Origin of the sequence: Exiguobacterium sp. FSL W8-0210 (genome assembly GCF_038006045.1) — a bacterium.
Lineage (GTDB): Bacteria > Bacillota > Bacilli > Exiguobacteriales > Exiguobacteriaceae > Exiguobacterium_A.
The window spans coordinates 1,878,052-1,890,997 of the sequence record NZ_JBBOUK010000001.1; the positions used below are offsets into that span (position 1 = coordinate 1,878,052).

Below are 12,946 nucleotides of genomic sequence, written 5' to 3' on the forward strand. Positions count from 1 at the left end.
CGGCTGTACGTGATCGTACTGACCTATCATAACGAACCCTGTCCGTACTGTCAAACGCTTAATCGTGCATTTGCCTCTTCACGGTCCCGCGCCAATTGTTCTTTCAATTGATCGATACCATTGAAGGCTTTTTCATCGCGTAAGTAAGCGATCCATTCAAGCGTCAATTCTTGACCATAAAGATCCTCATCAAAGTCAAGAAGATGTGTCTCAATACTGACGTCTCCCGTCTCATAAAACGTCGGGCGTCTGCCGACGTTCGTCATCGCTTTGAATCGACGACCGTCCGCTAAGCGAACGAAAGTCGCATATACACCGAGTTTCGGAATGACGTAAGAAAATTCCGGACGCATGTTGGCTGTCGGGAAGCCAATTTGTCGACCACGTGCGTCACCGTGAATGATTGTACCTTTGATTTGGTAGGGTTCTCCAAGCAAACGTGCAGCCGGTTCGACTTCTCCTGCAGCAAGTAAACGACGAATCCGGGTTGAGCTGATTTTTTCTGCTTCTTCTTGGAACTCTGCTACAACGGTGTGTGTGAACGTGCCCCGACTATGAAAATCAAGCGTCGTCATTTTGCCAGCTCCAAAGCGACCGTAGGAATAATCAAATCCAGCGACGACATGCTCTGCACCGGACGCAATCAGATATTCATCGACGAAAGCTTGCGGTGACAATTCCGAGAAAGGAATCGTGAACTCAATTACATAAACACGATCGACACCAAGGCGTTCGATTTTCTCTAATTTACGTTCAAGCGGCGTGATGTAGCGGACCGGTTCATCCCCTTTACTAAGTACTTGTTTCGGATGGGGATCAAAGGTCATGACAGCCAAAGGCAGGCGACGAGCCTCCGCTTCTTTCCGTGCTGCTGCGATGACTTGCTGATGTCCGAGATGTACACCGTCAAAAAAGCCAAGTGCGATGACAGCAGGGGCTTTTTGAGGCTGTTCCGGATATGTCAAATGTATGATGTCCATGATGCTCTCTCCGATCTTAATCGATTTGTAGCATGACCTCGACGCGTGCTACCTGTTCTTCTGGAAGACGTCGATATAGCGCTAAAGGTACGTCCTCTTCATTATAGACAGTAAACAGCTCGAATTCGACTGGAATGCTTGTCAGCTTTGCTCCGTTCAAGACACGCTGCGCTGTTGCTGCATCAACCGTCAATCGTGGCCATTTTTGGATGACGTGTTCGATCGGTAGGACGTGCTGCATCCGTTCTTCGACCGTCTCATACGATTCGAGTGTTTCGAGTGTGACGGTATCCGTCTCAGCAATCGCACCAGATCCTGTCCGGCGTAAGTCGCTCATGTGTGCCGCATAACCAAGTCGTTCTCCGATCTCGACTGCTAGTGTCCGGATATACGTCCCTTTCCCACACGCGATATCGAGGCGGAATCGGCAGAGACCATCTTCGAACACAAGGTCCGATGTCCGTTCTAATCGATCGATGCGAACGATCCGGGTCGGTCGCTCGACTTCAATCCCTTTTCGTGCATATTCGTATAACTTCTTCCCGTTCACTTTGACTGCTGAATAATACGGTGGTGTCTGCTCGATCTCCCCTGTCAATGCGCTCAGGATATCAGCAATCGTCTCTTCAGTAATACTTTCGGGTTCGACCGGTGTTTCACGAACCGTCTCTCCGTGTGCATCTTCTGTCGTCGTTGCGAAGCCGATCGTCACTTCCGCCGCGTAACGTTTTCCTTCATCCGTGATGAAGCGGGCAAGCTTCGTCGCTCGACCGAGACAAATCGGTAAGACACCTGTTACTTCCGGGTCAAGCGTTCCTGTGTGTCCAACCTTTTTCGTCTGAAACAAACGACGTAGACGAAAGACACAATCATGACTCGTCATGCCGGCTGGTTTATCTAGTGGTAATACTCCGATGGGTTCCACGTGATGTCCTCCTTGAAAAAAGGCAACCACACGCGTGGTTGCCTTAGGTGTTAATCTTTGTTCAAATTCCGAAGCAACTCATCAATGCGTGATCCGTATTCGACAGAAGAATCGACCTCGAACAATAGTTCAGGTGTTTTCCGTAGACGAATCCGCGATCCGATTTCCTTACGCATGAAGCCTTTCGATTTTTCAAGACCGATGCGCGCATCCTCACGTGCTTTTTCGTCACCGAGGACTGAATAGAAGATCGTCGCTTGTTGCAAGTCTCCTGTCACTTCGACACCTGTGACGGTAATCGGCTTGACGCGTGGATCCTTGACATCCTTGATGAGCAGTTGCGTAATTTCCTTACGCACCTGTTCGGCGACACGATTCGAGCGTAAACTCATGTTTGTTCCCTCCAGTTCGGAAGAATGGATTCCGTTCTGTTACTTCCGTTTGACTTCTTCCATGATGAACGCTTCGATGACATCATCAACTTTTATGTCATCATAACGTTCGATCTTAATTCCACACTCGTAACCAGCAGCGACTTCTTTGACATCATCTTTAAAGCGGCGAAGTGTATCGAGTTTTCCTTCGTAGATGACGATACTATCACGAACGACACGGACACCTGCATCACGCGTCAACTTACCTTCCGTGACATATCCACCTGCAATCGTACCGACTTTCGATACTTTGATGACATCGCGGACTTCAGCTTGACCGATGATTTTCTCGACGAACTCAGGATCAAGGAGACCTTTCATCGCTTGCTCGATTTCTTCAATCGCATTGTAGATGATCCGGTGAAGACGAATTTCGACTTTCTCCTGATCTGCCATTGATTTCGCGTTACCATCCGGACGAACGTTGAATCCGATGATGATCGCATTTGCTGCTGAGGCGAGGATGACATCACCTTCCGTGATTGCACCAACACCTGAGTGTACGATGTTAATTTTAACACCTTCGACATCAATTTTCTTCAATGAACCGGCTAAGGCTTCAACTGAACCTTGGACATCACCTTTGATGATGATGTTGAGGTCCTTGACTTCGCCTTCTTTAATGCGGTCAAAGAGATCTTCTAAGCTAACTTTCGCTGAATCGCGACGTTGTGCTTCGATTTCACGTTGGTAACGTGCTTCACCGATTTGGCGTGCTTTTTTCTCATCTTCGAATGCGAAGAATTGATCGCCCGCTTTCGGAACATCGTTTAGACCTGTGATTTCGATTGGCGTCGATGGTCCGACTTCTTTGACACGACGACCGATATCGTTGACCATTGCCCGGATACGACCGAACGTGTGACCGACAACGATCGGGTCACCAACGCGAAGTGTTCCGTGTTGAACGAGAAGTGTAGCGACTGGACCGCGTCCTTTATCGAGTTTCGCCTCGATGACTGTTCCGCGACCGTTCATGTCTGGTGTTGATTTGTATTCTTGTACTTCTGAGACGAGAAGGATCATTTCGAGCAATTCATCGATGCCGTCACCTTTAAGTGCTGAAACGGGTACGAAGATCGTATCGCCGCCCCAGTCCTCTGCAACGAGTTCGAACTCTGTCAATTCTTGTTTGACACGGTCAGGGTTTGCGCCTTCTTTATCCATCTTGTTGACCGCGACGATGATTGGAACGCCAGCTGCTTTCGCGTGGCTGATCGCTTCTTCCGTCTGCGGCATGACACCGTCATCCGCTGCAACGACGATGATTGCGATATCCGTGACATCTGCTCCACGTGCACGCATCGTCGTGAACGCCGCGTGACCTGGTGTATCAAGGAACGTGATCTTCTTGCCGTCGATCTCAACTTGGTAAGCACCGATGTGCTGCGTAATCCCGCCGGCTTCGCCTGCAGTGACCTTCGTGTTACGGATCGAATCAAGCAATGTCGTTTTACCGTGGTCGACGTGTCCCATGATCGTAACGACCGGTGGACGCTCAGACAATTCGTACTGGTCGAGATTCAATTCGTACTGATCAAAGTCCGTCTCATCGACTTGGACTGTCTTCTCGACTTCAAAGCCGAACTCTGTCGCGAGAAGTTCCACTGTCTCGTCATCAAGATCTTGGTTGATGTTCGCCATGACACCGAGACCCATCAATTTCATGATCAGTTCATTCGGTTTTTTCGCCATTTTTTCAGCGAGTTCACCGACTGTCAAGTTGTCAGAGTATTGAACGACGTTTGCCATCGCTTCTTCTTGTGCACGGCGAGCAGCTTTACGTTGACTCGACTTCGAGTTCGGATCCGCTACTTCAAGTTTGCGTGGTTCTGCTTTCTTTTGGTTCGGACGACGTTTGCCGCCACGGTTGTTACGGTTGCCGAATTCTGGGCGTCCGCCTTTGCTGTTACGTGATTGATTACCTGCTGGTTTGTTTGTACTTCCTGGTCGGTTCGGTTTATTATCTGATTTCACTTGTTTTGGAGCCTCCGTCTTTTGAGCCCGATATTTCTCGGGATTAAATACTTGATCGAGTTGCTGTACTGTCTGTTCATCTAATACTGCCATATGATTCTTGACTGGTTTCTCCAGCTTTTCGAGCTGGGTGATGACCTGCTTACTTGTTACATTTTGTTCCTTGGCGAATTCGTATACACGTTTACCCAAAGGATCCACCTCCAATTAGTCGTTCGAGAGGAGTTCAGTTAGCTTTTTCGCAAATCCGGCTTCATTGACTGACACGACAACACGCGCATCCTTTCCTAATGCTTGACCGAGAATCGTCCGGTCGGCGACTTCTAGGTAAGGAACCTGATAACTCGTACATTTATCTGTGACTTTCTTACGCGTGGCAGCCCCCGCATCTGCTGCTAAAAGAACAAGCTTCGCTTGTCCTCCTCGTACTTCTTTCAGTACGAGTTCTTCTCCCGTCGTCACTTTTCTAGCTCGATTCGCGAGACCGAGAAGGGATTCCCATTTACTCATTTGTACCTCCCGCGATTTCAAGCAATTCATCGTATAAGGCATCTGTCGTCTTGACCTTCAAATGATGATCAAGCGTCCGTTTTTTCTTCGCCGTCGCAATGACTGCCGCATCTTTCGATAAATAGGCACCTCGCCCATTCATCTTACCATTTAAATCGATGACGACCTCTTGTTCAGGTGTCCGGACGACACGAATTAATTCTTTTTTCGGTTTCATTTCTTGTGTGATGACACACTTACGTAATGGTACCTTTTTTTGCACGAATTATTCCTCGCCTTCGACTTGGACCGCTTCTACTGCCGGCTCTTCCGTCGCGAAGACATCTTCGAGATCCATCGCTTCCGCTTCAGACTCGCTCTTGATGTCGATTTTCCATCCTGTCAATTTCGCTGCGAGACGCGCGTTTTGACCACGTTTCCCGATTGCAAGCGACAATTGGAAATCCGGAACGACGACGATTGTCGCTTTCGCTGGTTCGTTGACATAGACCGCAACGACTTGAGCTGGGCTGAGTGCGTTCGCGACATATTCTTTCGGATCATCCGAGTAACGGACGATATCGATTTTTTCCCCGTTTAAATCATTGACGATGCGTTGAACACGCGCCCCTTTTTGTCCGACACATGCACCGACTGGATCGATGTCATCCGCTGCGACTGCGATTTTCGAACGGTCGCCCGCTTCACGCGCAACAGACTTGACTTCGACTTCGCCACTTGAAATCTCTGGTACTTCGATTTCAAAGAGACGTTTTAAGAGACCTGGATGTGTCCGTGATACGAGAATCGATGCCCCTGATCCTTTGACCATTGGATCAACCTTCGTGACGTACACCTTGATGCGATCACGAATCCCGAAACGCTCGTTCGGCATTTGCTCGTGTGTCGTCAAGACGGCTTCGATACCTTCTAAGTTGACGTACAAGTTCCGTGCATCTTGACGTTCGACGATACCCGTCATGATCTCGTCTTCACGATCCGCGAAGTGATTGTAGATACGTTCACGTTCTGCTTCACGCATTTTTTGTGTGACGATTTGTTTCGCCGTTTGTGCTGCAACACGACCGAAGTCGCCTGGCGTCACTTCGACTTTATGGAAATCGCCGAGTTCATATGTCGGATCGATCTCGTGCGCTTCTTCAAGCGAAAGTTGCTCTTCTGGTTGTGTCAATCGTTCGACGACTTCCTTAAGCGCGAAGACACGGATGTCTCCTGTCTGCTGGTCGAATTCGACCTTTACAGCCTCCGATTCTTTTCCGAAGTTGCGTCGGTACGCTGAAATCAATGCCTGTTCGAGCGCATCGATGATGATGTTCTTGTCAATTTCCTTCTCTTTCGCGATTTGATTGATCGCCTCGAGTAACTGTGGTCCCATCGTTCTCTTCCTTTCCGTCAGAACATTACCGCAAGTCGCGCAAGTGAAATCTTGTCGACCGGTATCTCAATTTTCAATTTTCTTGTTTTGACACGCACTTCGATTTCAAGCATCTCAGGTGTGTACGCGAGCAACGTTCCTTCGAATTCAACCGCATTCTTTACTGGATCGTGCGTTTTGATGTACACATGTTTCCCAATCGCCTTTTCGAAGTCCTCGTCTTTCTTCAGTGGACGTTCCGCTCCTGGACTAGCGACGTCGAGGTAATACGGCTCGTCGATCGGATCATTGTCATTCAATGCTTCCGATAACTGTTCATTGATTTTGACGCAGTCTTCAAGATCTACGCCACCCTCTTTGTCGATGGAGACACGTAGGAACCAATCCGCCCCTTCTTTGACGAATTCAACGTCGACTAGCTCCATCCCCTCTCGTTCGACGATTGGTTTTGCGAGCGCTTCGACCTTTTCCGTTACGTTCGTCATCTTCATCCTCCTTCAAAAAACAAACAAGAAAGGAGCAGGTCCCCCTACTCCTTCCAAGTCGTAGTATAAAAAACATTTCCTCACTCAATATAGCATAGGAAAGCGCTCAAAGCAAGTGTTCCTAAGGGCTTACAAGTCGAACAAGGAGAGCTGATTCTCGTCTGGTAACCCTTCGAGACAGCCTAGGTTATCGAGCGTCTCGATGATCGATTTCGACAATTTAGCGCGTTTTTGGAGGTCTTCCTTCGAGAGGAATTCGCCGCCTTTACGTGCTTCGACGATTTGCTTCGCAGCATTCGTCCCGAGACCTGTCACGGCATTAAACGGTGGTAACAACGTATCCCCATCAATGAGGAATTCCGTTGCACTTGAGCGATAGAGATCGACTTTTTGGAACGTAAAGCCGCGTTCGATCATCTCAAGCGCGATTTCAAGAACCGTGTACAATCCCTTATCCTTCGCCGTCGCTTCGAAACCTTTGTCCTTGATGTCTTGCAAGACTTTCCGAACGGCAGCAGAGCCTTTATTCATCGCACCGATATCAAAGTCACCCGCACGAACCGTAAAGTACGAAGCGTAGTAATACATCGGATGGTGGACCTTATAGTAAGCAATCCGGACGGCCATCAAGACGTAGGCGGCAGCGTGAGCTTTTGGGAACATGTACTTGATTTTCTTGCAGGAATCGATATACCAAAGCGGTACATCGTTCTCGATCATCGCCTCTTCCATGTCAATCGAGAGTCCTTTCCCTTTTCGGACCGACTCCATGATTTTAAAGGCAAGCGACGGTTCAAGACCGGCGTAGATCAAGTAGACCATGATGTCATCTCGACAACCGATGACGTCTTTTAGTTCACATGTTCCGTTGTAAATCAATTCGCTGGCGTTTCCGAGCCAGACATCCGTTCCGTGCGAGAGTCCTGAAATCTGGACGAGTTCCGAGAACGTCGTCGGTTTCGTCTCTTCTAACATTTGGCGGACGAACTTCGTTCCAAACTCCGGAATACCGAGCGTTCCTGTTTTCGAATCAATCTGTTCCGGCGTCACACCGATCGATTCCGTCGAACTGAAGATTTTCATGACTTCCGGGTCATCGACCGGAATCGTCTTTGGATCTCGTCCTGATAAATCCTGTAGCATCCGGATCATCGTCGGGTCATCGTGACCGAGGATATCGAGTTTGAGTAAGTTATCGTGAATCGAGTGGAAGTCGAAGTGTGTCGTCTTCCATTCAGAACCCATATCGTCTGCCGGATACTGAATCGGACTAATATCATAAATATCCATATAGTCCGGTACGACGATGATCCCACCTGGGTGTTGTCCGGTCGTCCGTTTGACACCGGTGACACCACTGACGAGACGATCGACTTCCGCATTCCGATACGTCAGCTCATTCTCCGACTGATACCCTTTGACATAGCCATACGCCGTCTTCTCGGCGATCGTTCCGATCGTTCCGGCACGATAGACGTAATCGTCACCGAACAAGACTTTCGTATAGGCATGGGCTTGCGGCTGGTATTCTCCACTGAAGTTCAAATCGATATCCGGTACTTTATCCCCTTTAAATCCAAGGAACGTCTCGAACGGAATGTCATGACCATCCTTAAACAACGGGATATCACATTTCGAACAGGATTTATCCGGTAAGTCGAATCCCGAACCAACGGAACCATCATCGAAGAACTCCGATTCCTTACAATTTGGACAGACATAATGCGGTGGTAATGGATTGACTTCCGTAATCTCGGTCATCGTCGCAACGAGACTTGATCCGACCGATCCCCGTGAACCGACCAAATAGCCGTCGTCGAGTGATTTTTTTACGAGTTTATGGGAAATCAGATAGATGACGGCGAATCCGTGACCGATGATCGACTTCAACTCTTTTTCGAGTCGGGCTTCGACGATCTCTGGTAACGTGTCGCCGTAAATCCGGTGCGCCATATCGTACGACAAGTTTCGGACTTCTTCATCTGCCCCTTCGATCTTCGGTGTATAGAGATCTTTTGGAATGATGTCGATGTTCTCGAACTGTTCCGCGACGGCTTGACTGTTCGTGATGACGAGACGTTCAGACACATCCGGTCCGAGGAACTTGAAGTCGTCCATCATTTCCTTCGTCGTCCGGAAGTGCGCCGGCGGCAATTGTTTTCGCATGTTCAGCATGTTCGCTCCACCTTGCGTCCGGATCAAAATCTCCCGGTACGTGGCATCATGTTGATCGAGGTAATGCACATTCCCTGTCGCGACTGGTAAGATATCATGTTCTTCCGCGACGCGGATGATCTTTTTAATCAGTTCGCGCAGTTCGAGTTCATTCTGAACGATTTCCCGTTCGATCAAATGTCCATACATCGCGGGTGGCTGAATCTCGATGAAATCATAGAACTGCATCACTTTCGCTAAATCTTCGTCCGACTTGTTCAAGGCGGCATCAAACACTTCGCCATTATCGCAAGCTGATCCAATGATCAATCCATCCCGGTGCGCGACGAGTTGCGAGCGCGGTGTGCGGACGACACGGTGCACGTGTTTTGTATGAGCAATCGAAATCAATTGGTACAAATTCTTCAAGCCCGTCCGGTTCTTCGCATAGACCGTCGCGTGGTATGGTCGTGCCCGCGAGATATCTTTCCCCATCTCCCTGTTGAGTGAGGCGTGTGTCTTCATGTCGAACATCTCATCCGCCATTTGCAGCAACTTGACCATCAAGTAGCCTGTCGCTTCCGCGTCATAAATGGCGCGGTGATGCTGCGTCAATTCGATGTCAAATCGTTTCGCGAGTGTGTTCAATCGGTGGTTTTTTAGCGTCGGCATCAAAACACGGGCTAGCTCAAGCGTATCAATGACTGGCAAGATCGATTCATCGTGTCCACCGGATCGTAGTGTTGCATTCAAGAATCCGATATCGAATGAGGCATTATGGGCAACGAGAATCGAATCGCCGACCCAATCCATGAATTCCTTGACGACTTGTTCCGGGTCTGGTTTTCCGCGGACCATATCATCGGTGATTCCTGTCAAATCAATCGTCGTCGCCGACAATAGATGCTTCGGATCCGCGAACGCTTCGAACTTATCGATGATATCACCGTCGTGGATCTTGACGGCTGCAAGTTCGATGATCTTGTTGTACATCGCCGATAAACCCGTCGTCTCGACGTCAAAGACAACGAATGTCGCGTCATCTAAGTTACGGTCCACGGGATGATAGGCGACTTGCACCCCGTCATCGACGACATTCGCTTCGATTCCATACAATACCTTGATATCGTTTTTCTTTCCGGCATAGTAGGCATCCGGGAAACTTTGGGCACCCGCGTGATCCGTGATCGCAACAGCAGGATGACCCCATTTCGCCGCGCGTTCGACGTATTTCGTCACGTTCATGACGGCGTCCATCTGGCTCATTTGCGAGTGCGCGTGTAACTCGACACGCTTCTCGCCTGCCCAAGGGTCAGCAGGGGCTTCCATCTTCACTTCTGACAGTTGGGCAATCATCATACAAAGATCGCGCAGGAATGTATCGAACTCAACGCGGCCTGCCGCCTGGATCCACATCCCTTTTTTGATCGCAGAGAGAATCTTGACGTCTGTCTCGTCACGCGCAAACATCTTGACGACAAGGGAGTCCGTATAATCCGTCATCTTAAACGTAAAGATTGTCTTTCCGCTTCGTAATTCACGACTTTCAGCTGAGAAAACGAGACCACGGATCGCGATCCGTCGTTCCTCGTCTTGGATCGTCTTGATTGGGACGATCTCATCTTGAATCGGTTTCCCGATCCGGATCTCAACCGGTCCTTCATCGTCATCCCGCGACTGTTCCCGTTTGAATTGCAACTCGAGCATCCGTTTTGCTTCTTCCATGTCTTCCTGTTTCACCTGATTGCGCAACGCTTCTTGTTTCGATTCGTTGATTTGAACAATCGGTTCACAGTTGAATTTCGGAAATCCGTAAGCACTGTAAAGTAACTGCAACTCACCACATAAGCTACTTTTTAAGAATCCTGCTTCCGGTTCACTCCGGACCGGAATGAATAATTTCTGTTCTTTGAACTCCGGTAAGACCCGTCCAAGTTGTGTCCGCATCGCCGATGAGACATCTGCGAGATCCTGCACGACGTATGGCCAGTAATCATGATACAGGCGTTCGTCTGGTCGACCATCCGCGTATAGGATGACCTTGACTTCGGCGAATTGCTGATACCGACTTATCAAGCGACTCGTAAAGAGTTGATAGACGTTTTGTGGCAAAACCTGTGGCAAGCGGATCTCAAATGTCCAGGTTGCTTTTGCTTTATTGACGCGAAGCTTCTCAAGAACTGCTTCATTAAAGTATTCTTCAATGATACCATTCGGTAATTCCAAGTCACTAAGCAACAGTGACATGCGTTGTTGTGTATCCACTCGCAATTGTGCTGTCTGATCGCTTCACACCGTGACAGCAACTCCTCCTCCTCTTGCGGATTGCCCAAGGGGCGAATGGGTGTGAGACAAGAAAACAGTCACTTTATGAAAAGTGACCGTCTCCATTCTTTATTCTAAACCTTCATAGAGTGAACGAACAGCCTCAACGACTTGTTCTTGTCCAATTTCTTCTGCATCGCCACCACGACGGGCTTTTAATTCGACGATTCCTTCTGCCGCTTTTTTGCCGACGTTCAAGCGAACCGGTAGACCGATCAAATCCGCATCGGCGAATTTGACGCCTGCTCGTTCTTTCCGGTCGTCAAGTAGGACGCTAAAACCTGCAGCTGTCAACTCACGGTATAGTGTTTCTCCGAGTTCAAGCTGTTCCGCATTTTTACCATTGACGACGATCAAATGGACATCGTATGGTGCGATCGCTTTTGGCCAAATGATCCCACGCTCATCATAATGCTGTTCGACGACTGCCGACAATGTCCGCGAGACACCGATGCCGTAACATCCCATGATGAGTGGTTGTGCTTTACCGCCTTCATCGAGGAACGTCGCTCCCATTCCTTCAGAGTAACGTGTTCCGAGTTTGAAGACTTGACCGACTTCGATGCCACGTGCGAATTTAACGTTTCCGTTGCCGTCTGGTGACGCGTCACCTTCTTCGACGAAGCGCAAGTCTGTATATTCTGCTTCGAAATCACGACTTGGGTCGACATGGATATAATGCGTTTCCGCTTTGTTTGCACCACAGACAGCGTTCGTCAAGGCACGAATCGCGTAATCGGCGACGATCTTCATGTCTGCTCCGATCGGTCCGAGTGTTCCAGGCGTTGAGTGAAGCGCTGCTTCAATCTCTTCGTCGCTCGCCATCGTGATGTCGAGTGCTCCCAGATAGTTTTTCAACTTGATATCGTTGACTTCGTGATCGCCCCGGACGAGTGCCATGACAAGCCCTTGCTCCGTCTTGAAGATGACGGTCTTGATTGATTCGTTTGCTGGTAAATTCAAATGTGCGCTGACCGCTTCGATCGTCTTCGCATCTGCCGTATGCACTTCTTCAAGTGCTTCTGGTGCTTTGTCTTGCTTCGGATAGGCATCGATGGACTCTGCCATCTCTAAGTTCGCTGCATAATCCGATTGGTCTGAGTAGACGATCGTATCTTCACCGATTGCTGCTAACGCATGGAACTCATGTGTTCCACTACCACCAATCGCACCTGAGTCAGCGACGACTGGACGGAACTCAAGACCAACACGTGTGAAGATGCGCGAATACGTATCAAACATGTTTTGATACTCTTCGTCTAAGCTCTCTTGTGAAGAATGGAACGAATAAGCGTCCTTCATGATGAACTCACGACCACGTAATAAACCGAAACGTGGACGACGTTCGTCACGGTACTTCATTTGAATCTGGAAGAGATTGACCGGTAACTTTTTGTACGAGTTCAATTCATCACGAACGATTGAAGTGATCAGTTCCTCGTGCGTCGCTCCGAGCGCGAACCGGCGATCATGACGATCCGTCAAGCGCATTAATTCAGGTCCATAGATATCCCAGCGTCCTGTTTCTTCCCATAGTTCAGCTGGTTGAATCGCTGGCATCAGTAATTCTTGCGCACCCGCCGCTTCTAATTCCTCGCGGATGATCGTCTCGATGTTTGCGAGTACTCGTTTTGCGAGTGGGAGATACGAATAGATCCCAGCGGCATTTTGACGCATGAATCCTGCACGAAGCAAGAGTTGGTGACTGATGGCTTCTGCATCAGATGGTACTTCACGCAACGTTGGCATGAATAGTTTTGATTGTTTCATAATGAGTCACG

10 protein-coding genes are annotated in these 12,946 nt (G+C 49.0%); all 10 read right to left on the minus strand.

What is annotated here, in order from left to right:
• Positions 1-50: 50 nt before the first annotated feature.
• Complete coding sequence (locus MKY22_RS09950; RefSeq protein ID WP_341088622.1) at positions 51-980, minus strand: bifunctional riboflavin kinase/FAD synthetase; 930 nt, start codon at positions 978-980, stop codon at positions 51-53.
• Between the two features lie 16 nt (positions 981-996).
• On the minus strand, positions 997-1,905 hold the full coding sequence (gene truB, locus MKY22_RS09955; RefSeq protein ID WP_341088624.1) for a tRNA pseudouridine(55) synthase TruB: 909 nt from the start codon (positions 1,903-1,905) through the stop codon (positions 997-999).
• A 50-nt stretch (positions 1,906-1,955) separates the two neighbouring features.
• On the minus strand, positions 1,956-2,297 hold the full coding sequence (gene rbfA, locus MKY22_RS09960) for a 30S ribosome-binding factor RbfA (protein ID WP_023468679.1): 342 nt from the start codon (positions 2,295-2,297) through the stop codon (positions 1,956-1,958).
• A 39-nt stretch (positions 2,298-2,336) separates the two neighbouring features.
• Positions 2,337-4,508 (minus strand): translation initiation factor IF-2, encoded by a 2,172-nt coding sequence (infB, locus tag MKY22_RS09965; RefSeq protein ID WP_290777330.1) that lies wholly within the window; start codon positions 4,506-4,508, stop codon positions 2,337-2,339.
• Between the two features lie 15 nt (positions 4,509-4,523).
• On the minus strand, positions 4,524-4,826 hold the full coding sequence (locus MKY22_RS09970; RefSeq protein ID WP_023468681.1) for a YlxQ family RNA-binding protein: 303 nt from the start codon (positions 4,824-4,826) through the stop codon (positions 4,524-4,526).
• Positions 4,819-5,088 (minus strand): RNase P modulator RnpM, encoded by a 270-nt coding sequence (gene rnpM / locus MKY22_RS09975; protein ID WP_023468682.1) that lies wholly within the window; start codon positions 5,086-5,088, stop codon positions 4,819-4,821. The genes MKY22_RS09970 and rnpM overlap by 8 nt, the downstream gene beginning before the upstream one ends.
• Before the next feature lie 3 nt (positions 5,089-5,091).
• Positions 5,092-6,201: a transcription termination factor NusA gene (gene nusA, locus MKY22_RS09980; RefSeq protein WP_023468683.1), complete on the minus strand. Its 1,110-nt coding sequence runs from the start codon at positions 6,199-6,201 to the stop codon at positions 5,092-5,094.
• A gap of 17 nt (positions 6,202-6,218) precedes the next feature.
• Positions 6,219-6,686 (minus strand): ribosome maturation factor RimP, encoded by a 468-nt coding sequence (rimP, locus tag MKY22_RS09985; protein ID WP_023468684.1) that lies wholly within the window; start codon positions 6,684-6,686, stop codon positions 6,219-6,221.
• Between the two features lie 129 nt (positions 6,687-6,815).
• A complete protein-coding gene (locus tag MKY22_RS09990; protein ID WP_290777382.1) occupies positions 6,816-11,087 on the minus strand; it encodes a PolC-type DNA polymerase III in 4,272 nt (1,423 codons plus the stop codon).
• Positions 11,088-11,234: 147 nt separating this feature from the next.
• Positions 11,235-12,935, minus strand: coding sequence for a proline--tRNA ligase (locus tag MKY22_RS09995; RefSeq protein WP_050677461.1), 1,701 nt, complete (start codon positions 12,933-12,935; stop codon positions 11,235-11,237).
• Between the last annotated feature and the right edge of the window lie 11 nt (positions 12,936-12,946).

Coding starts and splice junctions, on each gene's coding strand:
- rbfA (WP_023468679.1), bottom strand. CDS start 2,297: ATGAGTTTACGCTCGAATCGTGTCGCCGAACAGGTGCGTAAGGAAATT.
- MKY22_RS09995 (WP_050677461.1), bottom strand. CDS start 12,935: ATGAAACAATCAAAACTATTCATGCCAACGTTGCGTGAAGTACCATCT.
- rimP (WP_023468684.1), bottom strand. CDS start 6,686: ATGACGAACGTAACGGAAAAGGTCGAAGCGCTCGCAAAACCAATCGTC.
- MKY22_RS09970 (WP_023468681.1), bottom strand. CDS start 4,826: ATGAGTAAATGGGAATCCCTTCTCGGTCTCGCGAATCGAGCTAGAAAA.
- nusA (WP_023468683.1), bottom strand. CDS start 6,201: ATGGGACCACAGTTACTCGAGGCGATCAATCAAATCGCGAAAGAGAAG.
- MKY22_RS09950 (WP_341088622.1), bottom strand. CDS start 980: ATGGACATCATACATTTGACATATCCGGAACAGCCTCAAAAAGCCCCT.
- MKY22_RS09990 (WP_290777382.1), bottom strand. CDS start 11,087: ATGTCACTGTTGCTTAGTGACTTGGAATTACCGAATGGTATCATTGAA.